At 65.6% G+C, this 23,594-nt stretch carries 17 protein-coding genes; 9 read left to right on the top strand and 8 right to left on the bottom strand.

Annotated elements, in window-relative coordinates; all coding sequences use genetic code 11:
- Window positions 1-38: 38 nt before the first annotated feature.
- Both WBP07_RS26270 and WBP07_RS26265 read left to right on the top strand, forming a co-directional pair.
- Complete coding sequence (locus WBP07_RS26270; protein ID WP_395398252.1) at window positions 39-1,706, top strand: alpha-L-fucosidase; 1,668 nt, start codon at window positions 39-41, stop codon at window positions 1,704-1,706.
- Window positions 1,707-1,728: 22 nt separating this feature from the next.
- Entirely contained in the window at window positions 1,729-3,351 is a 1,623-nt protein-coding gene (locus tag WBP07_RS26265; RefSeq protein WP_395398023.1) for a DUF5597 domain-containing protein, read from the top strand.
- An 11-nt stretch (window positions 3,352-3,362) separates the two neighbouring features.
- On the opposite strand, the gene WBP07_RS26260 is transcribed toward WBP07_RS26265, so the two are convergent.
- Entirely contained in the window at window positions 3,363-5,396 is a 2,034-nt protein-coding gene (locus WBP07_RS26260; RefSeq protein ID WP_395398022.1) for a TonB-dependent receptor, read from the bottom strand.
- Between the two features lie 225 nt (window positions 5,397-5,621).
- On the opposite strand from WBP07_RS26260, the gene WBP07_RS26255 reads away from it, so the two are divergent.
- Window positions 5,622-6,710 (top strand): acyltransferase family protein, encoded by a 1,089-nt coding sequence (locus WBP07_RS26255; protein ID WP_395398021.1) that lies wholly within the window; start codon window positions 5,622-5,624, stop codon window positions 6,708-6,710.
- Here WBP07_RS26255 and WBP07_RS26250 read toward each other — a convergent pair.
- Window positions 6,679-7,680, bottom strand: coding sequence for a GSU2403 family nucleotidyltransferase fold protein (locus WBP07_RS26250; protein ID WP_395398020.1), 1,002 nt, complete (start codon window positions 7,678-7,680; stop codon window positions 6,679-6,681). The two genes, WBP07_RS26255 and WBP07_RS26250, sit on opposite strands and share 32 nt — an antisense overlap.
- 158 nt (window positions 7,681-7,838) lie before the next feature.
- Here WBP07_RS26250 and WBP07_RS26245 point away from each other — a divergent pair, with 158 nt between their 5' ends.
- Genes WBP07_RS26245 through WBP07_RS26235 form a run of 3 tightly spaced genes read left to right on the top strand, consistent with a single transcriptional unit; the run spans window position 7,839 to window position 11,626 of the window.
- On the top strand, window positions 7,839-9,227 hold the full coding sequence (locus WBP07_RS26245; protein ID WP_395398019.1) for a hypothetical protein: 1,389 nt from the start codon (window positions 7,839-7,841) through the stop codon (window positions 9,225-9,227).
- Window positions 9,227-10,717 carry an acyl-CoA reductase gene (locus tag WBP07_RS26240; RefSeq protein WP_395398018.1) on the top strand — a complete coding sequence of 497 codons (1,491 nt, stop codon included), beginning with the start codon at window positions 9,227-9,229 and terminating at the stop codon, window positions 10,715-10,717. Before WBP07_RS26245 ends, WBP07_RS26240 begins: the two co-directional genes overlap by 1 nt.
- Before the next feature lie 9 nt (window positions 10,718-10,726).
- Window positions 10,727-11,626 carry a LysR family transcriptional regulator gene (locus WBP07_RS26235; protein WP_395398017.1) on the top strand — a complete coding sequence of 300 codons (900 nt, stop codon included), beginning with the start codon at window positions 10,727-10,729 and terminating at the stop codon, window positions 11,624-11,626.
- 6 nt (window positions 11,627-11,632) lie between these two features.
- Here WBP07_RS26235 and WBP07_RS26230 read toward each other — a convergent pair whose 3' ends face one another.
- Complete coding sequence (locus WBP07_RS26230) at window positions 11,633-12,382, bottom strand: SDR family NAD(P)-dependent oxidoreductase (protein WP_395398016.1); 750 nt, start codon at window positions 12,380-12,382, stop codon at window positions 11,633-11,635.
- Between the two features lie 155 nt (window positions 12,383-12,537).
- A complete protein-coding gene (pyrC, locus tag WBP07_RS26225; RefSeq protein WP_395398015.1) occupies window positions 12,538-13,575 on the bottom strand; it encodes a dihydroorotase in 1,038 nt (345 codons plus the stop codon).
- Between the two features lie 104 nt (window positions 13,576-13,679).
- On the opposite strand from pyrC, the gene WBP07_RS26220 reads away from it, so the two are divergent.
- The 3 genes from WBP07_RS26220 to WBP07_RS26210 all read left to right on the top strand — a co-directional run bounded on the left by WBP07_RS26220 (window position 13,680) and on the right by WBP07_RS26210 (window position 16,602).
- Window positions 13,680-14,288: a TetR/AcrR family transcriptional regulator gene (locus WBP07_RS26220; protein ID WP_395398014.1), complete on the top strand. Its 609-nt coding sequence runs from the start codon at window positions 13,680-13,682 to the stop codon at window positions 14,286-14,288.
- Window positions 14,289-14,434: 146 nt separating this feature from the next.
- A complete protein-coding gene (locus WBP07_RS26215) occupies window positions 14,435-14,971 on the top strand; it encodes a hypothetical protein (protein ID WP_395398013.1) in 537 nt (178 codons plus the stop codon).
- A 95-nt stretch (window positions 14,972-15,066) separates the two neighbouring features.
- Window positions 15,067-16,602: an AAA family ATPase gene (locus WBP07_RS26210; protein ID WP_395398012.1), complete on the top strand. Its 1,536-nt coding sequence runs from the start codon at window positions 15,067-15,069 to the stop codon at window positions 16,600-16,602.
- Here WBP07_RS26210 and WBP07_RS26205 read toward each other — a convergent pair whose 3' ends face one another.
- The 4 genes from WBP07_RS26205 to WBP07_RS26190 all read right to left on the bottom strand — a co-directional run bounded on the left by WBP07_RS26205 (window position 16,603) and on the right by WBP07_RS26190 (window position 23,410).
- Window positions 16,603-17,532, bottom strand: a complete 930-nt coding sequence (locus WBP07_RS26205; protein WP_395398011.1) for an ornithine cyclodeaminase family protein — start codon at window positions 17,530-17,532, stop codon at window positions 16,603-16,605.
- A 14-nt stretch (window positions 17,533-17,546) separates the two neighbouring features.
- On the bottom strand, window positions 17,547-18,641 hold the full coding sequence (locus tag WBP07_RS26200) for a dipeptidase (protein WP_395398251.1): 1,095 nt from the start codon (window positions 18,639-18,641) through the stop codon (window positions 17,547-17,549).
- A 34-nt stretch (window positions 18,642-18,675) separates the two neighbouring features.
- On the bottom strand, window positions 18,676-20,046 hold the full coding sequence (locus WBP07_RS26195; RefSeq protein ID WP_395398010.1) for an amidohydrolase family protein: 1,371 nt from the start codon (window positions 20,044-20,046) through the stop codon (window positions 18,676-18,678).
- A 142-nt stretch (window positions 20,047-20,188) separates the two neighbouring features.
- Window positions 20,189-23,410, bottom strand: a complete 3,222-nt coding sequence (locus WBP07_RS26190; RefSeq protein ID WP_395398009.1) for an autotransporter domain-containing protein — start codon at window positions 23,408-23,410, stop codon at window positions 20,189-20,191.
- Window positions 23,411-23,594: the final 184 nt, after the last annotated feature.

Here is a 23,594-nt window from a genome sequence, read left to right as displayed (position 1 = left end):
GGCGCGCCCTCCCTCCGCTGGTGCCTCGCGTGAAGGGGCTGCAGCCCGATCGCCGCCGGTTTCTGGCGGGCGCCCTGACGGCGGGTGTTTCGGCTGGCGTTTCAGGCCGCGCGCTGGCTGCGGGAACTGCTGGTGCGGGCGGCATTGCCACCGGGCCGGTGCAGCCGGAATGGTCCTCGCTGGTCGAACACTATCGCTACCCCGACTGGTTCCGCGATGCCAAGTTCGGCATCTGGTCGCACTGGGGCCCGCAGGCAGTGCCCGAGCAGGGCGATTGGTACGGACGCTTCCTCTACATGCAGGGGCATCCGATGTACGAGCATCACCTGAAGACCTACGGGCATCCCGCCGATACCGGCATGATGGAGATCCAGAACCGCTGGAAGGCCGAGCGCTGGGATCCGGACGCGCTGATGCAGCGCTATGTGAAAGCAGGCGCGAAGTACTTCGTTTCGCTCGCCTGTCATCACGACAATCTCGACTGTTTCGACAGTTCGCACCACGCCTGGAACGCGATGCGCGTGGGGCCGGGGCGCGACGTGGTCGGCACCTGGGAAAAGGCTGCGCGCGCGGCGGGGCTGAAGTTCGGTGTTTCCAACCACATCTCGCACGCCTGGCACTGGTACCAGCCGGCCTATGCCTATGATCCAGAAGGCCCGCGCAAGGGCGAGCGCTATGACGCTTACAAGCTGACCAAGGCCGATGGCGCGGGCAAGTGGTGGGACGGGCTGGACCCGCAGGAACTCTACACCGGCCCCCACATGGTCGCGCCCGACGGCATCGACTCCATTGAGGCGATGAACGCCTGGCACGACAAGAACGACGGCCAGTGGATCGAGACGGCGCCGCCCGGAGACGAGACGTTCGCCCGCCAATGGCTGCTGCGCCAGATGGACCTCGTCGCCAAGTACCGCCCGGATTTCTGCTATTTCGACAACTACGAACTGCCCTTCGGCCCCTATGGCCTGGCGGCGGCGGCGGACTACTACAACCGCTCGATCGAGTGGCACGGCAAGATCGACGTCGTGCTCACTGCCAAGCAGCTCAAGTCCCAGGCCCGCTTCGGCTTGGTGCAGGATGTCGAGCGCGGCTTTACCGACCATCTCTGGGACGAACCCTGGCAGACCGATACCTGCATCGGCGACTGGTTCTACAATCGGAACCGCTTCACGCAGAAAAGCTATGTCGGCGCGCAGGGCGTGTTGCAGCGCCTGGCCGATGTCGTCTCCAAGAACGGCAACCTGCTGCTCTCGATCCCCCAGCGCGGCGATGGCACCATCGATAGCGAGGAGGAAAAGATCCTCGACGATCTCGCCCGCTGGATGGCGGTGAATGGGGAGGCGGTGTTCGGATCGCGGCCCTGGCATGTCTATGGCGAGGGCCCGACCGTGCTCTCCGTCGGGATGCAGAACGAGGGCGGTTTCAAGGGCTTCGTGGAGGGCGACGTGCGCTTCACCACCCGCGATGGCGCGCTCTATCTGTACTCGCTGGTGGCGCCCGGCAAGCCGCTTTCCGTCAAGGCACTGGGCCGCCGCGCGATGGCGCAGGCGGGCCATGGGGCAGGCGGGGGGCAGGTTGCCAAAATCACCCTGCTGGGCGGCGGTGCAGTACGGTTCCGCCAGCACGAGGACGCGATGGAGATCGACCTTCCGCGCGGCCTTGGCGTGGTTCCGGTGCTGAAAATCGAAGGACGCGGCATCGCGTAACCTGGAAGGAACCTAAAGCGACATGAAAGGCACCTGCGCCGCCCTTGCGGCCCTTTTCGGCGCGCTGATGGCGACGCCGGCCATGGCCGCGTCGGACGAGGTGCCGCACATCGTCTCGCACCAGGGGCGCCACGCGCTGATCGTCGATGGCGAGCCCTTCCTGATGCTGGGCGCGCAGGTCAACAACTCCTCCGCCTGGCCGGCGACGATGCCCAAGGTCTGGCCGACGATGGCAGCGCTTCACGTCAACACCGTGGAGGTGCCGATCGGCTGGGAGCAGATCGAGCCCGAGGAAGGCCGCTTCGATTTCAGCTTCGTTGACCAGCTTCTCGAACAGGCGCGCGCGCAAAATGTGCGGCTGGTGCTGCTTTGGTTCGGCACCTGGAAGAATACCAACCCGCAATACACCCCGCGCTGGGTGAAGCTGGACAACAAGCGCTTCCCCCGCATGCGCCGCGCCGACGGCACGCTGCATTACGCGCTTTCCCCGTTCGGCAAGGCGACGCTGGCGGCGGACAGCAAGGCTTTTGCCGCGCTGATGGCGCATCTTGCCCAAGTCGACCGGCAGAACACCGTCATCATGATGCAGGTGGAGAACGAGGCCGGTTCCTACGGCCTTGCCCGCGACCATTCCCCCGAAGCGAACGCCGCCTTTGCCGCGCCGGTGCCCGACGCGCTGCGCAAGCGACTGGGTAAAGGGCCCGGCAACTGGAGCGCGCTGTTCGGCCGCGACGCCGAACTCTATTTCCACGCCTGGCAAGTCGCGAGCTATATCGACAAGGTGGCGGCGGCGGGCAAGGCGGTGAAGCCGCTGCCGATGTACGTCAACGCCGCGCTGCCCGGCGATCCCTTCACCTGGCAGGATCCGAATACTTACGCCAGCGGCGGCCCGGCCAATACGGTGATCGACGTCTACAAGGCCGCCGCCCCGCACCTCGATCTAGTGGCACCGGACATCTACAACCCCGCGCACAAGGCCTATCTCGGCTTCCTCGACGCCTATCGCCGGGCGGACAATCCGCTGTTCGTGCCGGAAACCGGCCACGCGCCGAACTATGCGCGGTACTTCTTCGCCGCCGTGGGACGCGGCGCGATCGGCTGGTCCCCCTTCGGCATCGATCCCTTGCGCTACCAGCCCAGCTTCCCCGTCGCCTCGAAACTCGATGCCGAAGCGATCGCGCCCTTCGCCGCCAACTACGCGCTGTTCGCACCGATCGCCCGCCTCTGGGCCAGGCTGGCCTACGAAGGCAAAGTCTGGGGCGTTCCCGAACCCGAAGACCCTGCCGACGGCCACAAACAGGCTATCGCCCTGGGCAAGTACGCCGCCACCGTCAGCTTCGGCACCGGCGACTTCGGCGCGACCGATGCCAAGGGCAACGCGCAACCTTCCGGCGGCGTCGCCATCGCGCAATTGGGGCCGGACGAATACCTCGTCACCGGCTACTTCGCCCGCGTGGAATTCGGGCTGGCGGATTCAAAGGCCGCCAACCTGATCCTCGACCGCGTGGAGGAGGGCACGTACGATGCCAACGGCAAGTGGCAGTTCCAGCGCGTGTGGAACGGCGATCAGGTCGACTGGGGCCTGAACTTCACCGGGGCGCCGCAAGTGCTACGCGTGAAGCTTGCGACCTATCCGGTTCGCTAGCCGCCGATGGCTTAGCGTTTTCCGAGCGTCTTCAGCAGCTTCAATTGGAATTCGGGCGTGCGCTTGCGAGTGTATGTCTCTTGGAGAGACGGCGCCTCGCGCCGCTGCTCGGTGCGGCCCGGCGACCGGAAAGTGCCCGATAGGGACAGAGTTCGGTTGAAACTGTGCGTGTAGGATAGACTTACGTCGCTCCAGGCTGAATTCTGCGTCTGATAGTCCTTTGACGGGCCGTTGTACGACCACTGCAATTGCGCGACGTCACCCGGCACATTGTTCCGGTCTTTCCGGCTCCATTCCAGTGTACCATTCGTCGTATAGGTGAAGTTGCGCTGGTCTTGTGGTCCGTCCACCGCATCAACGGGGGTTCGCTGATCGAACAGGTTGAGGCTGGCGGTCGCTTTCACCCCGCGAAAGATCGGCGCGCTGAGATCGAACTGCGCGCCGCTATCTCTGCGCACGCCCGCGTTCGCATAGCTGTAGACCGTCGTTCCCGAGGAGTTGACCGAATACACCTTGCTCCAAAGGTCACTGGTCCGTCGCATGTACGCGACCGCATTGGCCTGAATCTTGCCCGGATGGAACGAGAGGCTCACCTCGTAAGCGTCAGTGCTTTGGTCCTTCAGATCGGGATTGCCTTCGAAGATAGTGACAGCGTCTTCGAACAGGCCGTAAGGGCGCAGGTTTTCCAGCGGCGCCCGGTCGATACGTTTGCTGTAACTGGCGCCAAGGTCCAAAGTTCGACTGAACCGATATTTGAGGTGGAAAGTCGGAAAGACATTGGTGCGATCTATATCTGTACCGGTGTTGGCAGCGCCGGAACCGGAAATGTGCCGCTTGTTGTACTCGCCGCGCAGCCCGGGGATGAGGGTGATCTTCCCGAACGACTGCTGGAATGTCGCATAGGCCGCAAGGGTGCTGCTGCGGCCTTCGAATGCATCCCATGCGTCGGGGCCGAAGGAGCCGTCGCTGGTGAAGCGATAGTCCTGCGATGTGCCATCGACGTGCCATGTGCTGCCGATCGACAGTATCTGCCCCTCCCCCATCGGATGTTTCCAATCCGCCTGCGTGTCCACCGAGTACGTTGGGTGGCGCAGGACGGACCGATAGAAGCGCCCATCGCTGAACCGGGCATCGGTCACGTCGCGGACTTGCGGATTCTTGTAGAACTGAGCGGCCGCAGTCAGCGCCTCTCCCTCCCTCGCTCCCTGATGATCCACGTTCAGCTCCGCCGTCAGGTAGCTGGCAAAGCTGTTGAGCTGGCGCTTTTCGGAAAACGAGTCGAAGTCGGCCGTCAGCCCCCGATAGTCTGCCTTTTCGGCCGCGACGTCATGGCCGCCGCCGCCGCCAAAGCGGGCGGACAGGGTGGTCTTCGGGTCCAGCTCATAAGTCACCTTGCCGCTCAGGCGCCCGACGGTTCCGTCATAAGTGAACAGGCCATCCTCGCTATTGACGGTTGGCGCGCTGCCGGGCGCCTTCTCCACACTGCGCCGCCGCTGGTAGGTCGATCGCGACATGGTGCCGACGTTGCCGCCGCCCTTCACTTCGTAGGCCCATTTGCCGGTCTTGTAGTTCAGCGTCGTGTCGACCAGGCCATAGCCGTAAGTGGAGGCTTCGTAGCTGGCATTGCCGGTCAGACCGGCCGCCTCGTTCTTGCGCAGCACTAGGTTGATGACGCCGCCGGTCCCTTCCGATGAGAACTGCGCGGAAGGATTGGTCATCACCTCGATCCGGGCGATGTCGCTGCCATTAAGCGTGCGCAGATATTGCCTCGCGTCACCGACGTAGGGGCGACCATCGACGTATATCTTCGCATTGCCGGCGCCCAGCAGCAGGATGCGATCGTCCGGTGTGACGGTTACAGAGGGAAGGCCGCGAAGCAGTTGCACGCCATCCTTCTGGGCCGAATGCGGCGTTTGCTGGACCTGATAAGTCCGCCGATCGATCTTCACGGTTTCGCTGGCACGGGCTCCGATAACTTCGATGATGTCTGGCTGTTCTTCGGCTGCGGCGGCTTCTACAGCAATCGGCGGCTCGGTGGATAACATGAAGTCTCCGCTTGGTCCGTAGTTCCTATATGGATTGCGCGCGGGAACGTTGAATTAAAAAATCTGTAATCTCTCGAAAACGTTGGAGGCGGTCAGTGCCAGGACGGCAGCGCGAGGCCGGATCACGAGATTGCCTGGCGTGCGGCATGGGGGAAATCAACCCCCTGAAAGGCGTAGGCTCGTCTCCCGATTGCGGCCGGAATTCCGATCGACATACTGGCATCGATGGGAAAATTCGCGGGTCTTTCGTTGCGGCCGCAGTCGCTGCTGACATTATCGCCGGGGCCGGGGGCCTTTCGCCTGTTTCTGGCGATGATCGTCTTCGTCTATCATTTTTCCAGCCTCGGCCTCGGCGCCTTTGCCGTCTACGTCTTCTTTATATTGTCCGGCTTCTGGTTGCACCGCATGTGGAACGAGCGGTATGTCCGGACGCGGCAGCCCTATCTGACCTTCATCGTCAGCAGAGTGTGGCGTCTTGCTCCGGTGATGATGTTGGTCAGTCTGATTACGGTTGCAATTTTGCCGGTATTAGGTGTTCCAACAGGACTGGTGTTCTCGGCCCATCCGGTGCATCTCGTGTTCTCTTCCACGTTTCTTATCGGTTATTCGTGGATGGCCTATCTGCCGGTATTGCCGGCCTGGTCGCTCGATATCGAGATGCAGTTCTACATGATCGCGCCGTTGCTATCGGTCCTGATCGCCTTTCCCCGTCAACGCAGTGTGGTTCTGGCCATTGCGGCAGGGTCTTCGCTGGCGATCGGCCTGCTCGCTCCGGACATGCAGGCGATTCTGCCGAAATACATGGTCTTCTTCGTGCTGGGAATGATCTGCGCGGAGCAGGACTGGCGGCCCTCCGGACGGGCGGCGGCGCTATCCGCCGGCGTGCTTGTCGCGGTCGTATTGGTGACGCTGATCGCGCCGTGGCGCGGGATCATGATCCGTGGCGCGGCACCCGCCGACCTTTATAACTTCAATCCGCTGTTCAATGTGGCCTTGAGTTTCGCCTGCCTGCCTCTCGCCATCTACACCACGTCGTTGAAAAGCGACGGGACCGACAGAATGATGGGCGACATGTCCTACATCATCTATCTGCTGCATTGGGTGACGACGCCTTGGTTCGGATCGATCCAGGGGCCGTTCGCGGCGCGTCTGGCGGTGGCGGGCGCCAGTTTCGCGCTGGTTCCCTGCGGCGCCTGGCTGATCTGGAAGTTTTGGGACCGGCCGATCAATCGCCTGCGCGCGCAGTGGGTCGCCTCGCGCATGGAAGAGAGACGATCGGCCTTCACCACCCACCAGCGCGGGGCACCTGGGTGAGATCTTCCCATTCGCGATAATAGGGCGCCAGTTCATCCGGCAGGGCGTCCACGAAGTCGGCGTCCAGCGAGTAGTGCGGCATCGCTTCCGCTACCGCGTCGAGCAGCGCCAGCCCTTGGGTCCGGTCCTTCGGACGCTTGAGTGGATTGCGCTTCGCCTGCGCGGCCATCCATAGCTTGTGGAGCGCGAACCAGCGCGGGTCGGGCGCGACGATGCGGGCGGGGGAACCGTCGCGGCAGCCGACCACCTGATCGACCGGGCGGCCCAGCAGCAGCCATTCCTGTTCGGGCAGCGGCACCGGGCGCGGCTGGTCGCGCCCGCCCAGCGTCGCCGCGCGGGAGGGGGCGACCAGCAGCTCCACTTCGTAGGCGCGCGCGTTGCGGGCCTGAAAGTCCCGCTCCGCATTGACGGTGAAGGTGGAATCGACCGCTTTCAGCATGTCCCACACGCGCCGCTCGTGCTCCTCGGCCTCCTGCGCGATCCAGGCGAGGTCGAAATCCTCCGTCTCGTCGGGCAGTTCGATCCGGCCGTTCGCCTCGATCATGTAGGCGGCGATGGCATTGGTGCCGACCACCAGGAGGTGCGATCCCAGCAGGTCGCGCCGGTCGCATTCGCGCAGGATCGGCCCGGCGTCGGACGAGAGCAGCGGCAGGCGCAGCGCTCGGTAGAGTGCCGCTGCCTCCGCCAGCGCGGGGCGCAGCGCGCGAATGCGGTCTTTCAAGGCGGCCTTCGTCCCGTGATAGCTCTCGAACTCGGCTTCCTTCTCGGGCGTCATCGCGCCCAGGCTCTTGCCGTTTCCGCCCCGGTCGAAGATGTTGTAGAGGTATTCGTGCCCGCCCACCGTCTTGCGCCGCAGGTCGTAAGGCAGGGCGGCCAGATCGCGCTCCGCGTCGATCCATGTCTCGTAACGCTGGCGCAAGTTGACCAGCAGGCGGGACTGTTCGTCGGAGAAAGTTCGGACGCGGGCCATGGGAGTTTATCCCACGATATTCGAAAATCGTCAAATTGTGGGATAATCTCGCGAAGTCATTCGAAATGCCTCTGGCTGCCAGAATGCCTTTGCCCGTTCCGGCGGCAATTTCCTCCGCATAAATTCCGTTCAAAGAACACCGGGAAGAGGAATTGCCAATGTCGATCAGCCTGCTGCCGGACAATCCGGGCTCATGGACCTATCGCCGCTTCGAAGACCTCTTCGCGATCCCGCGTGAGGAGCGCGAGAAGCTGCAACTGGAGGCGGTGCGCATCAACTTCGCCCGGCTGCGCAATCGCATCCCCGCGCTGAAGAAGCTGGCCGACCGGCAGGGCGTGGAGGCGATCGACCGGATCGAGGACGTGCTGCCCGTCTGCTTCGACCACCGCGTGCTGAAGAACTATCCGATCCAGATCATCGAGAACCGCGATTTCGCGAAGCTGACCGGCTGGCTGGACAAGCTGACCGCGCACGATCTCACCCGCGTAGACCTGACCGGGGTGACCACGATCGAACAGTGGCTCACCCGGCTGGAAGCCTATGGCATGCTGGTCACCTATTCGAGCGGGACGACCGGCAAGCTCTCCTTCGTGCCGCGTTCCTATGATGAGTTGGGGCCGTGGAAATTCCACTTCTTCAGCGTCAACCGCGCGTCCAGCGGCGTCGATGCCTGGACCACCAAGCTGCCGACGTTCTTCCCCGGCTATCGCGGCGGCTACCAGACGATGCTGAAGATGATGAGCCTGTTCAACGTGGAGATGGCGGGGGGCGAGGCGAACTATCACACGCTCTACGACACGCACATTCCCGCCGATCTGATGGCTCTCTCCGGCAGGCTTCAGGCGGCCGAGGACCGGGGCGAGGTGATGAGCCTGGGCCTCGATCCCGCGCTGCTCGACCAGCGCGAGGCGATGCTGCGGCAGGGGCGCAGCCGCGAGGGCGACATGGAGGCGTGGTTCGGCAAGCTGATCCGCGATTTCCGGGGCCAGCGCGTGAAGATCGGCGGCACTTTCGCGGACCTTTACCGCGTGGCGCGGGCGGGGCTGGACAAGGGGCTGACGTGCCAGTTCGCGCCGGGCTCCATCGTCGAAGGCGGCGGCGGCATGAAGGGTTACAAGGACGCGCCGGCCGATTGGGAAGATCAGGTGAAGGCGTTCTTCGGCGTCGAACGGCTGGGCAACCAGTACGGCTTTTCCGAATGCATCGGCAATGCGCCGATGTGCTCGCACGGGTACTTCCACTTCCTGCCCTATACCGTGCCGCTGCTGATGGATGGCGACGGGCGGGCGCTGCCGCGCGAGGGCGTGCAGAAGGGGCGCCTTGCGCTCGTCGATCCGATCCCGACCTCGTACTGGGGCGGCTTCACGTCGGGTGACGAAGTGACGATCCATTGGGAAGAAGATTGCCCCTGCGGCTGGGGCGGCCCGCGCGCCGCCAAGACGATCCGCCGCTTTGCCGAGAACGAGGGCGGGGACGACAAGATCACCTGCGCCGGCTCACAGGCGGCCTACAACGAGTTCATGGAATTCGTGGCGGGAGAGGCGTGATGGTGCTCGATATACCGATCATCGCGCGCGGCCGGGTCTTGATGCCGGGCGAGGATGCGGTGCTGTTCAAAGGGCGCGGTGGGGCTGACTTTCGCCAAGCCGATCCGCATCGGCACATCCACGATCTGGTGCTGGGCGATACCGCACGGCTGCGCGACCTGCATGATACGCCGATGCGGGAGATCATCGATCTGCTGGCCGAACTGGGCAAGCGGCTGCGGCTGGACGACAACGAACTGCTGCAGCAAAGCTTCGCACTGGCCCTGAAAGCGGGCGGGCTGGCAGAGCCGATCCTGCGCGGCGTCTATGACGCGCTGCCGGCGATGTTCGATGCGGCGATGATGACCGCGCTGGTCGACAAGACCATCGGCGTCGACCATCTCGACGGCTGGGTGGCCGGGCAGAATGGTTACGGGAACACTAGCATCCGCGCGGTCGGCACGCGGCAGTTGCACATCACCGCGGGCAATGTGCCGGTGGTGGCGGCGATGACGGTGGCGCGGGCGGGCCTCACGAAGTCCGACATCCTCATCAAGTCCCCCTCCAACGATCCGCTCACGGCGAATGCCATCGCCCGCACGCTGATCGGGCTGGCGCCCGATCATCCGGTGACGAAGCATATCGCCGTCGCCTACTGGAAGGGCGGAGACGAATTCATGGACTCGCAGATCGTCCGCACCAGCCGCATCGACAAGATCACCGCCTGGGGCGGGATGAGTTCGGTGCGCCACATCCAGAAGTTCCTGCAGCCGGGCATCGACCTGACCGCACTCAACCCCAAGTATTCGATGTCGATGGTGGGGCGTGAGACGTTCGCAAGCGAGGCGGCGATGGACGAAGCGGCAGTGGGGCTGGCCACGCTGGCCGGGTTCTACAACCAGACCGCCTGTGCCAACACGCGCATCGTCTATGTCGAGAGCGACACCGATGAGGCCTCGCTGGACAAGGTGATCGATCTGGGCCGGCGGATGGTGGCCGCCTACGACCGCCTGCCGCCGCTGCTCTCGGTGCCGTTCACCGTGCCCAACCGCGAGCTGGAGGCAGAACTGGCCGCCGTCTCGCTGGAGGACGATTTCTACCATGTGGAGGGCGATACGCTGAAGGGCGGCTTCGTCGTTTCCAAGTTCAACGACCGCGTGGAATTCTACGACAAGCTGGCCAACCGTGTGGTCAACTTCGTGCCGGTGGACGACCTGAAGGACGTGCTCAAGTGGTGCGACGATACGACGCAGACCGTGGGGATCTATCCGGAAAGCATTCGCCCGCGCCTCTTGGACCTGTTCGCGCTGGCCGGCGTGCAGCGGTTGGTGTCGTTGTCGGGCGGGGATCCGATGACGGTCTATGCCAATTCGCACCACATGCCGCCGGGATCGCCGCATGACGGGATCGAGCCGATGCGTCGTTCGGTGCGCTGGGTGGTGGATATGCGGCCGATGGCGGAAGCGGGCGCGGCGCATGACGATATGGCGCTCGGCCTCGCGGCGGAATAGCATCGCCGCATGGATACCGCGCACCTCAAGGCATTCCTGAAGATCGCCGAAAGCGCCTCGATCAGCCGGGCGGCGGAATCGCTGGGCATCGCCCAGCCTTCGCTCAGCCAGCAATTGCTGCGGCTGGAAGATGAGATCGGCTTCGCGCTGTTCGAACGCTCCGCACGCGGGGTGACCTTGACCGAGGCCGGGCATGTTTTCCGCGAACGCGCGCGGCAGATCCTGCATGCGACCGAGCAGGCCGTGGCCGATGCGCGCCACTTGCGCAACGATGCGCGCGGACAGGTGGTGCTGGCCATGCCGCCGTCACTGGCGCGCGTCGTGGGCGCACCGCTGATCGAGGAACTGGCGCGGCAGGCGCCCTCCCTCCGGCTGCGGCTGGTGGAGGCCTATTCGGGCGCGGTGCGCGGCTGGCTGGAAGCGGAGAAGATCGACCTTGGCGTGCTCTACGAAGTGCATCCGCTGCGTCACCTCGCCACGCGCACGCTGGCGAGCGAGGGACTGGTGCTGGCGGGGCCGCCGGGCCGCTTTGCTGCCGATGCGAAAGTCGAAATTGCTGCACTGGCGGCCGAGCCGCTGGTGCTGCCGGGCGCGCAGCATGGCCTGCGGCAATTGCTGGAGCGTGAAGCGTCGCGGCTGGGTCTGGCCGTGACCGTCGCACATGAGATCGATTCCCTCGATACCACGATCGCGCTGGCGGAGCGCGGCGTGGCGCTGGCCGTGATACCGCGCAGCATCGCGGCGCTGGCGCAGGGCCGGATCAGCACCGCGCGCATCGGCGATCCGCCGCTGCAACGGACGCTGGCGCTGGCCCGCAATCCCTCTCACGTGCTGACGCATGCCTCGATCATGGTGGAGAGCCTGCTGGGCCGCGTGATGGCGGAATGCTTGGCCCCGATCGAGGAATGATCGTCCTCAGGTGCTGGCGGCACCGTTTGCCAGGATGTGCGCGCCGGAAACCCAGCTGGCTTGCGGCGAGGCGAGAAAGGCAACCACTTCCGCAATCTCGCCCGCCGTGCCGATGCGGCCGAACGGCGATGCCTGTTCGAAGAACCTGCGCGTCTCCGCCGGCGCCTTGTCCATCATGCCGGGGGCGGTGGCGCCGGGGATCACGGTATTGACCGTCACGCCCTTCCGGCCCAGTTCGCGGGCCCAGCTTTCCGTGAAGCTTTTGATGGCGACTTTGGTGGCGGAATAGATGCCCGATCCCGCCATGGGAAATTCGCCGAGGCTGGAGGACAGGTTGATGATGCGCCCGCCTTCGCCCAGTCGTTTCGCGGCGTGGGAGGCGATGTAGAGCGGCCCGCGCAGGTTCACCCCCAGCATCCATTCCAACTGGTCTTCGTCCAGATCCTCCAGGCTTCCTCCGCCGCTGACGCCCGCGCTGTTGACGACGATGTCCAGGCGGGCAAATTCCCTGTCGATGGCGTCGAAAAGCTGCGCGACCTCGGCGCGGCTGCTGATGTCCGCGCGGACGCGGATCGCGCGGCCGCCGGCGGTGGCGATCCGGTCGACCGTGTCGCCCGCTCCGGCCTCGCTACCGCTGAAGTGGACGACGACATTGGCCCCCTCGGCAGCGAGGCGAAGCGCGATCTGTTGCCCGATGCCGCGCCCGGCGCCGGTGACCAGGGCGACCTTTCCGGTCAGGGAGGCGCTTGTTGTCATCTATTCTGCTGCTCTTTCCTTGTTGGCCCGGCCGTAGGACAAGCCTGCCAATTCACGAAAGAGTCAATTCGCTCTCGCGGCGATAGCGGATGGCTATCGCCGCGGCGAAGAGGCGCGACGGGCGCGCGAAGAGGCCGCCCGCCGCGAACCCGGCCTTATCCCTGAATGCGCCAGCCCAGCGTTTCGCCGGCGTGGAAAGGCACCAGATCGATGTCCCCGTCGACGATCCTCTCGGGCACCGTTTCGCCGCCGCGCACCAGCGTCACCGTGCCCTCGTTCAGCGGCAGGCCATAGAAATTGGGGCCATGTTCGGAGGCGAAGCCTTCGAACCGGTCGAGCGCGTTTTCCTCGTCGAAGACCTGGATGTAGCTTTCCAGCGCGAAGGGCGCGTTGAAGATGCCGGCGCATCCGCAGGCGGCTTCCTTGCGGCCCACCGTGTGGGGCGCGGTATCGGTGCCCAGGAAGAACTTGGGCGATCCTGAGACGGCGGCCTTGCGCACCGCAAGGCGATGCTGCTCGCGCTTGGCGACGGGCAGGCAATAGGCGTGGGGACGAATGCCGCCATCGAAGATCGCGTTGCGGTTGATGATCATGTGCTGCGGCGTGATCGTCGCGCCGATCAGCGGTCCGCTGCCCGCCACGAAATCGACCGCCTCTGCCGTCGTGATATGTTCGAACACGACCTTCAGGCCCGGATAGTCGCGGACCAGCGGCGCCAGCACCCGCTCGATGAAGACCGCCTCACGGTCGAAAATGTCGACGTCGCGGTCGGTCACTTCGCCATGGATCAGCAGCGGCATGCCGATTCGCTGCATGGTTTCCAGCAGGCCGGTCAGCTTGCGCACATCGGTGACGCCGTGCGCGGAATTGGTCGTGGCGTGGGCGGGATAGAGCTTGCAGGCGGCAAACACGCCCTGCTCATAGCCGCGCGCGATTTCCTCCGGATCGGCACCGTCGGTCAGGTAGCAGGTCATCAGCGGGGTAAAGTCCGCATCGGCCGGCAAGGCATCGAGAATCCGCTGACGATAGGCCTCCGCCGCTGCCACGGTGATGACAGGCGGGGTCAGGTTCGGCATCACGATGGCGCGGGCGAACTGGCGGGCCGTATAATCGACCACGGCTTTCAACATGTCGCCGTCGCGAAGGTGTACATGCCAGTCGTCGGGGCGGCGGATCGTCAGATGAGAGGTCATGGCCCCCGCCTTTACCCGCAGGAAAGCCCGCCGTCGATGGCCGGCAGGCGGGTGCGGGAATTTAAGAATTAGACGCTGTTAAATTGGCGCGTTATGCCACGGCCATGGGCAGACGTTCCGATCACAGCCGCGCCGAACTGGAAGCGCTGATTCTCGACGCAGGGCAGCAGCTGATGGAGGAAGTGGGCTTCGCCCGCTTTTCCGCGCGCGAGGTGGCCAAGCGCATCGGCTATTCGGTGGGCACGGTGATGCACGTGTTCGGCAGTGTCGACGGGCTGGTGCTGGAGATCAACACGCGCACCTTCATCCTCTGGGCCGAGTGGCTGGAACGCCAACTGGAAGGCACCGACGGAAGCGCGCGCATCCGCGCGCTGGTGGAGGGCTATTTCGGCTTCGCCTCCCAGCGCCGCAACCTCTGGTCCGCCATCTACGAACATCGCCTGCCTGAAGGGATGGACATGCCGGAGGATTTCGCCCGCCGCCGCAGCGGGTTGATGGCGGTGGTGGAGCGCGAAGTCGCCGCGATCCTGACGCCCACGCACGCGGCGGAGGCGCCGCGCCTGTCACGCTCGCTGGTGGCGACCGTCCATGGCCATTGCAGCTTCGCACTGGGCGGCAGCTTTGCCCTGATGGGGGAGACGCAGCCGTTCGATCTGGCGATGACCCGCGTGCTCGAAAGCCTGCATGCCAATGGGGCCGTGCTGCCATCCTGAACCGCGTTTGCGCGGAGAGGGTGCCACTCATGTCACTTTACCAGAGGCCTTGGGTAAAGTGACATAGATGGAAAAAGCGACGGAAAATCGCGGCTCCGTGCAGATTGTGGATTCCCTTGGATTCGCGTCTGTGCTTGATTCGTTCCATGCTGGAACTCCCGCTAAACCGCCCGGCCGTCACCGATCGCGGGTTAGACCTGCCGGGGATCATGCGCGCGATCGCCGATCATTCGGCCCGGCCGCGCTATACGTTCATGGTGCTGGATCTGATCGCGCGGGCCGCGGGAAGGGGCGGCGCGGCGGGGCCGCTGGTGCGCGATGGGGAGCAACTGGTGCCGATCCGCGAATGGCTTTCCGCCGCCATCGCCCCCAGCGCCGCCCGCCACCACTATCGCAAGGCAACCATAGAAGCGGTGCGGCGCGATATGGCCGCGCGAGGCGTCCTGCCTGACGATGCGGTGCAGGCCGCGCAGCTGGTCGACATGGAAGTATCCGATCGCGTGCGGATTTCGGGGATGACGGCGGTGAGCCGCGCGGTATCCGAACTGGTGCGGGCGGGCCTGGTGAAGCGGCACTACCAGGGTTACCGGGTGGACCATCACAATCGCGGCGCGCAGCGCCACGCGGTCTATACCGTACCGCCGCCGGTTCTGGCTGCGCTGACGCGGGGGCCGATGGTCTGAGCGCGGGCTCACGATTGCTCGACCAAAAGATGCCCTTCGCGTAATTCCGGCCCTGTACAGCGACCGGATGTGCCGCGGCTGGAGACGATCAAGCGATGAGCAACGGCGATGACCAGTCCGAGACGATCGCTTTCCTGGGCGATCCTGCCACCTACGGGATCGATACCCCGGTGCAGAGGATCGAGACGCATGCCGCCATCGTCTTCCTGGCGGGAGACCGCGTCTACAAGCTGAAGCGCGCGGTGCGCCTGCCTTATCTGGATTTTTCGACCGTGGCGCTGCGCCGCGAAGTCTGTCTGCGCGAACTGGCGCTCAACCGCCGCACCGCGCCGGAGATCTATCTGGCGGTGGAGCCGGTGGGGCGGCAGGCCGATGGCAGTCTGGCCATCGGAGAGGGAGAGCCGGTCGACTGGCTGGTGGTCATGCGTCGCTTCCCGGCGGAATGCTTGTTCGATGCCATGGCTGCGAAAGGCTTGCTGGGGCCCGCGCTGGTGCGCGATCTGGCCGATGCCATTGCCGCCTTTCACGAGGGCGCCGAAATCGTGACAGGCGGCGGCGCGGCACGGGTTCGTGCGGTGATCGAGGGCAATCGCACCAGCATGGCGGCGCTGCCCGAAGGGCTGCTGCCGGCCGATGCCTGCGAGGATTTATGCCGCCGCAGTCTGGCCGAGCTGGACCGGCTGGCGGCGCTGCTGGATGCGCGCGCGGCAGACGGGCATGTCCGCCACTGCCACGGCGACCTGCATCTGGCGAATATCTGCCTGTGGCACGGGCACGCCACGCCGTTCGACTGCCTGGAGTTCGATGCCGAGCTGGCGACCACCGATGTCCTCTACGATCTGGCTTTCGTGTTGATGGACCTGTGGCAACGCGGCCTTCACGGCGAAGCCTCGCTTTTGTTCAACCGCTATTGCGACATGCGCGGCGAAAGCGCGGGGCTGGCAGCGCTGCCGCTGTTCCTGTCCATGCGTGCGGCAGTGCGCGCGCATGTCAGCGCCAGCAGCGCGGCGCGGCAGGCCGATCCGGCGGCAGGTGAGCGCCTGCGCGCGGCTGCGTGCGACTATCTGGATTGCGCGCTGGGTTTCCTCGAACGGCCCAAGCCCCAACTGCTGGCCGTCGGCGGGCTGAGCGGCACCGGCAAGTCGACACTCGCGGGTGGGCTGGCGCCGCTGGTCGGCGGCGTGTTGGGCGCGCGCTGGCTGCGCACCGATGTGCTGCGCAAGCGGATGGCGGGGATTGCCCCCGAAGAACGCCTGCCGGCTTCGTCCTATACGCGTGAGCGAAGCCGTGAAGTCTATGCGCGGTTGATGGACGAGGCGGCTCGGGTGATCGCGGCGGGGCGCAGCGTGATCGTCGACGGCGTTCTTGCCGCGCCCTCGGAGCGGGCCGCGCTGGAGGATTTTGCGAAAGCCTGCGGAGTGGACTTCACGGGCATCTGGCTGGAAGCGCCGGCCGAGGTGATGCGCGCCCGCGTCGATGCGCGCAGCGCCGATGCGTCGGACGCCGATGGCGGTGTGGTCGATATCCAGCTTGGCTATGCGCTTGGCGCGCTTGGCAGCTGGATGCGGATCGATGCAGGCGGATCGCCTGCCGACGTGCTTGCGCGGGCGGTGGACGGACTGGCGGGCTGATCAGGTCGCCAGAAAGGCGGCGCAGGCCAGATCCTGCACGATCGAGCCGAGCGACTTGTAGACGGTGACTTCCCCGGGCGATTGGCGCCCTTCGTCCAGCCCGGCAAGAATGCGGCCGATTTCCGGGCCGACATCCGCCTCGCTCGCGATGCCCAGCTCTACCGCGCGCAAGTATTCCGCGCCTTGGGCAAGCACGCCGACGCGGTGGTCGGGAATGAAGCGGCTGCGGGGGACGAGCGCGGGATCGATCTCCGCCGGGCCGGCGCGGCTGGAGCCCACGGCATTGACGTGGACGCCATCGGCCACCTGTTCGGAGAGCAGGATCGGTTCGGCAGCGGCGCTGACGGCGCAGATCACATCCGCACCGTCCACCGCTTCGCTTACGGTCATTTTCGCACTGGTCGCGATGCCGAAATCGTGCTCGATCCGCTCGGCCATCGCTTGTGCCTTGGCGGCGTTGCGGCCCCAGACGGTGATCGCCGCGAATGGGCGGACATGGCGCAGCGCCGCCGCATGGTGCCATGCCTGATCGCCGGTGCCCAGCAGGGCGAGGTGGGCGGCATCGGGCCGGGCCAGCGCGTCGGTGGCGACGGCGGTGGCGCAGCCGGTGCGGATTGCGGTGACTTCGCCCGCCTCGATCACGGCGGCGGGTGCGCCGGTTTCGGGATCGAACGTGACGATCACGCCCTGATGCGAGTGCCCGTGCGCCGCCATTGCGGGAAAGACGCTGACGATCTTGGCGCCGAAGCCGGCCCCAGTCAGCGCGCCGGGCATGACGCCGAAGGCGTTGCCTTCATCGAGGTCGATGATTCCGCGCAGCAATTGCTTGCTGCCCCCGGTGGAGAGCGCGATCATCGCCTTGCGCACCAGCTCGATCCCCGTGCGGTGATCCAGCCTGCGGGCCACTTCCTCGGCGTCGATCAACCGCATCTTAGGCTCTCCCGTTACTGGCCCCAGATCGTTTCGGCATAGCGCAGGAAGTTCTGGCCCAGAATCTTGTCGATCCGCGCCTGCGAATAGCCCTTGGCCTTCAGCAGCCCGGCCAGCTTGCGGAACTGGTCCGGTCCGCGCAAGTCGACGACGAAGGGATAGGTATCCGGTCGCTCGCCCGCCGCGCTGATCCCGGCGGCACGGCGCGCTGCGATCTCCTTGGCCAGCGTCGCCTGATAGGCAGTGAGGTCGTCGATCTGCGTCACCGTGCCGTCGGTGCCGATGCCCACGTGATCCTCTCCGCACAGATTCACCGCATAGTCGATGTGGCGCACCACATCCTCGGCACTGGCGTGGCCGGACGCGTTGAGGAAGGGCATGAAATAGATGCCGATGAAGCCGCCCTTTTCGGCGACCAGCCGCAGTTCGGCGTCGGTCTTGTTGCGCGGCAGGTCGGTCACGCCGCGGCAGCCGGTGTGGTTGATCGAGATCGGCGCCTTGGAAATCCGCGCCGCCTCAAGGCAGGTCTGTTCGCCGCTGTGCGACAGGTCGACCATGACCTTGGCGGCGTTCAGACGCTCCACCACTTCACGGCCGAACGGCGTCAGCCCGCGATTTTCCGGCGCCATCGAGCCATCGCCCAGCTGGTTCGCCGGATTGTAGGTCAGCTGGATCACCTTGACGCCCAGGTTGGCGAAAATGTCCACGCGCGAGGCATCGTTGCCCATCATCGCGGCGTTCTGGAAGCCGTAGATCACGCCCACTTTGCCTTCCGCTTTGGCCCGGCGGATGTCGGCGGCGGTCAGCACCTTCAGCAGGCGGTCGGGATGGGCGCGCATCGCCGCATCGGTCTCGGCAACGGAGCGCACGCTGAATTCGAAGGGCTCGGACGGCCCCGAAACGTACCCAAGCGTGACGTTGACGGCGGTAAGCCCCGAAGCGTGGGCCTCTGCCAGCACGCGCGGGCTGAACAGCACGGCATCGGCACCTTCGGGACCGTTCGGGTCGCCCAAACCGCCCAGCGCGTTGATGACGATGCGGTCCGCCACCGGATCGCCCTTCGCCACTGCCGCCGCCATCGCGCGGGGGGCCAGCGCGGCGCCGGCCATCGCGGCTCCGCCGCCTGCGATCAATGCGCGCCGATCAATCTTCATCACCCGTCCCCATTTCCTCTACCGTTACCGGCTTGTAGTCCGCCCGCGCGAAAGCCTTGCCGCGCTTCACCGTCAGCGTGATGCTGCGCACATTGCCGATGTCCTTGGTGGGATCGGCGGTGAGCACCACGAAATTCGCAAGCTTGCCCGCCTCTACCGAGCCAGTGTTCTTCGCCTGCCCGGCCGCCTGCGCACCGACCAGCGTGGCCGAATGGATCACCTCCAGCGGCGGCATGCCGACGTCGCGCGCCAGGAAGTCCAACTCGTCGTAAAGCGCGGGCCAGGGGCTCGACACGTCCGCCTCGAAATCGGTGCCTGCGGAAACTGGCACGCCGCCCTTCCACGCCTGTCGCACCAGCCGCGCGGTGGTCGTACCGGTGCAGCGCAGCGGGCGGATTTCGGGCTTTTCCTTGCGCAGCTTGTCATAGCGCACGAACAGGCCGCCCGTGGCATCGACGATCGTGCCCTTGGCCAGCATCGCCTTGTAGAGCCCGGCGATCACCGGATCGTCGCCCTTCTTTGCCAACAGGTTCTCGTGGACCGGGGTGTGATCCTCGTAAGAGGCGAGCATCACCGGCTCCAGCTGATAGGCCAGATAGCAGGCATGGCTGACCACATCGACGCCGGCGGCGATCACGTCCGCCGGGCGGGTGGGGAACACTGCGCTATGGGCCCAGACCATCAGGCCTTGCCGGTGCGCCTCTGTCGTCAGTGCGGAAATCAGGTTGGCGGGCAAGTCCGCGTAGATCTTGATCGCGGTGGCCCCGGTGCCGCGTGCCAGCGTGATGGCGGTGGGAATGTCGGTCTTGTCGTCGATTGCCTGCGCCCAGGGCGCGGTGCCGGCCTTGTACCCCATGCTGACCGCATTGACGCGCGGATCGCCGAAGAACGGCGGGCCGGCCATCACGGCGGCGGAATAGATGTCCGGGCCCGGAATTTCACCCACCAGCGAGGCGCGCGCCAGTTCGCTGACCGATCGCAAGTCGTCCGCCATGTCGCGCACGGAGGTGACACCGCCATAGACCATCCGGCGTAGTTCACCCTGTGCGCGGCTGGGGTTGGGCGGGGTGGCCATGTGGACGTGGGTGTCTATCAGGCCAGGGATCACCCAGCGCCCGGCAAGATCGACGCTGCGCGCCTCGGCGGCGGGGAGCGAACCGTGCGGGCCGACCGCCAGAATGCGCTCGCCTTCGACCAGAATGTCCTGATGCGCGCGGGCCGGCGTGCCGGTGCCGTCGATCACCGTGGCGTCGGCATAAAGCACGCGCTCAGGCGCCGGTTCTGCGGCGTTGCCGCTTGCGGCGGTGAGGAACGAAGCGAATCCGGCGAGGAGCGCGGCTTTACGGAATCTTGCGACCATGCGCGTGGCTAAGACACCGAACGCCGCCTGTGCAAGCCGGGGCAATGCGAAAATTGCGACAGCGTGGCGGAAAACTCTTGAAGCCCGGACACGAAAAAGGGGCCGGCTTGCGCCGACCCCCATTTCATCTACGCCACCCGCCTCAGAAGCGGAACGAGGCCGAGGCGCGAACGCCGTGATCCTCGCCGCGGGTGCCGAGCGAACCGGTGTAGCCGGCGCCCAGCGACAGGGCCGAAGTGGCGCGCCACTCGATCCCGGCGTCAAGGTTGATGCTGTCGCGCGAGAGCGGGGCGCCATCGACCACGAAGCTGTTGCCGCCCGCCGCGAAGGCCACGCGCGAGGCAACGTCGGTGCCGCTGGTCGCGTGTTCCCAGGCGACCTTGGTGCGGAAGGCGACAGGCGCAGTGGCGCTGCCGATCGTCATGCGCGCGCCCAGCGCGGTCCAGCCATAGCCGCGGGTGCGTTCGCGGCCCTTCAGCGCGGTGGTGCCGCCGTTTTCGGTGAAGGCATCGTTCTTCAGCCACATGAAGTTGTAGCCGGCAAACGGTTCCAGCGAACCGACGCCCAGCGGCAGCGTCACGCCGGCCTCAGCAAAGGTCTGCGTGACCGAACCGCCGTAGCTGGCCTTCAGATCGTCCTGAAGCGAGCGGTAGTCGATGGTGCGCTGGGTATCGACATCGAGGTCCGAATAGGATGCGCCCGCGCGCAGCGTGGCCGGGCCGAACGCGGCGGCGGCGTAGACCGCGCCGTAGACGGCATCCAGATCGGCCGTGGAGCCACGGCGCGAGACGGTGACGTCCTGGTGCGAGGTGCCGCCGGCGACGCCCAGCTTCAGGGTGTCATTGGCGTTGAACTCGACACCGGCGGTGAAGTGGTAGCCGGAGGCATCCACCTTGGCCGCATTGCCGTTGCCATTCTTGTTCGACCAGTTGCCGCCGACATCGGCCCACAAGGCGATGCGACCGCCCGTCGCCGACGAAGCCGTGGCGCTGCGCGCGCGTTCCAGCAGGGTGCGGCGCAGGCGCGTTGCATCGTCCGCCGCGACGGAGAGCGCCGAGCCATGGATCTCGCCCGAAAGCGCGTCGAGGCCCGAACCGATCTCGCTCGTCGAAGAGCCGACCAACGCGTCGTAGATGGCCGAACCGATCGCGAAGGTGCCATCGATGCCGGTGCCCACCGCGATCTGGTTGGCCGTCTTGCCGGCCTGCGCGAACGAGACGTCGTTGCGGGTCAGCGTCAGCGTCACGCCGTTGGCGGCGTAGCTGAGCGTGGGCGTCAGGAACGCGAAGTTGCTGGTCACGTCGTCGAACGTGCCGTCAACGCCGCCGGCGGCGGTGAGGATCACGTAGCTGGTCTGCGGCTTGTAGTCGCCCGCTTCGGCCAGCACTTCCACCGTGCCGCCCTCGATCGTGGCGGTGCCGGTGGTGGTGATGCGGTCGGCATTGCCGGCAGCATTGGCCTCAACGGCGTAAGTCGATCCCTTCTCGAACGTCAGGTCGGTGGCGACGTGGAGGTTGCCGATCGAATTGCCCGGCGCGGCCGTCGCGCCATTGCGCACGATCAACCCGCCCACGGTGCCATTGCCGCCGATGGTGGCGCCGCTCAGCACGGTGACGTCCGAATTGGCGATCGAACCGTTCACGGCAAGGCGGCCCTGTTCGACGGTGGTGGTGCCCGAGTAGTCGCTGGCGCCCGTGAGGTTCAGCGAACCCGCGCCGGTCTTGGTGAAGTTGCCTGCGCCGGTGACGCTTCCCGCATAGGCGCCGGCATCGGCCTGATCGAACACCAGTTCGCCGGCATTGGCGACCGGGCCCTGGATGCTGGTGCTGTTGCCGACCAGCGTGCCATCGGCGATCAGCGTGCCGCCGGTGTAGCTGTTCGCGCCGGTAAGGGTGAGCGTGCCCGAACCCGTCTTGGCCAGCACGCCGCTGCCCGAGACGGCGCCGGTGTAGGTGCCGTCGGCAGTCTGGTCGAACACCACGGTGCCGCTGTTGGCCACGTCACCCTGAAGGCTTTGGGTATTGCCGACAAGGTTGCCTGCCAGCACGGTGGTGCCGCCGGTGTAGGTATTGGTACCGGTGAGCACGACGGTGCCGGTGCCGTCCTTGGTGAAAGAACCGGTGCCGGACATGTTGCTGGCAAGCGTGCCGTCGTTGTCCTGATCGATGATCAGCGCGGCGTCGTTGGTGACGGCGCCCTGGATGCTGGTGGTGTTGCCGACCAGCGTGCCCTGCGCGATCACGGTGCCGCCCGCGTAAGTGTTGGCGCCGGTGAGGACCAGCGTGCCTTCGCCGGTCTTGGTCAGGCTGCCGTCGCCGCTGATCACGCCGGTCAGCGCTGCGTCATGGCCATCGGTGTCGATGGTGCCGCTGGCGCCGGTGACCGAAAGGTCGCCCGAGAAACTGTCGGACGCGTCGACCAGCAGGGTGCCACCGTCCAGCACCGGGTTGACCGTGCCGTTCAGCAGGTCGCTGGTGGTGTTGGTGCCGGTGATGTTGGTAGAACCGCCGATCGCGGCATTGATGTCGGTGCCGAAGATGTAGGCATAATCGAAGCTGAGCGAGGTGCCGCTGGTCAGATCGCCCAGCGAGAAGCCCAGGCCGATGGTGTTGTCACCATTGCCGATATTGGTGCCGGAAAGGTACGAGGCGGTGTCCTGCGTCCAGCCGGTGACGGCGGCGTTATGTTCGTAGCTGGTGTCGGTATAGAGCCCGATCACGTACTTGGAGACGAGCGCTTCTGCATAGACCAGGTCGGTATCGGCAACGCCGTCCGCGCCGCGATAGTTGTTGGTGGCGCTGGAATCGCCCGCTGCCGCAACCGCGTCGGGATCGAGCGTGCGCGAGAAGGTCAAGCCGGTCAGATCGCTCAGTGCGCTGACGGTGGTGGTGATGTGGACCTGCTGGTCGGTCAGGTTGAAATAATAGTCGTTGGTGATCGTGAACAGGTCGGCGACCGTTGCAGTCCAGACTGCGCGCAGATCGTACGTGGTGCCGTTGTATTCGACGCCATTGTAATTGGTCAGCGTGCCGCCGGTGATCGCCGTAGGGCCGTCGTTGTTGTTGACGTAGGAGAACGCGGTGCTGCCCTTCGTTCCCTGGATCGTGAAGCCCTCGAACGGTGCGCCCGGGGTCAGGTAGTCGTAGGCGGTGTTGAAGGTGCCGGTGCCGGTGCCATCGTAGAGGATGCCCGGGGACGTGCTGCCGCCGAAGCCCAGCGTGCCCTGATCGTTGAGGCCGATCTCGATATAGTCTCCGGCCAGGACCTGCAATTCAGCCAGCGCGGGAGAGGCGGCCAACACGGCAACGGCTGCGCCGGAACAGAGCGCTGCCTTTAGCGCGGCAGCGCGGTATGCGAATTTCATCTTCAATCCCCTGTCTAGGTGAGACATCACCTGCAAAGGATTTCATAGGACGCAGAGGCCGCCTTTGGTGCGCAGCGGCGCGCTATTTTAGATAATGCGACACTCCTGACGTAAAGTACGCGCATGCCGGATCGGCGGATAGTGTGCAATAATACACGTATTCCATCCAGCGATCCGGCGCCGG

This window comes from Novosphingobium oxfordense (genome assembly GCF_044029435.1).
In the GTDB taxonomy this organism is placed as follows: Bacteria; Pseudomonadota; Alphaproteobacteria; order Sphingomonadales; family Sphingomonadaceae; genus Novosphingobium.
This window is presented reverse-complemented; position numbering and strand designations above follow the sequence as displayed.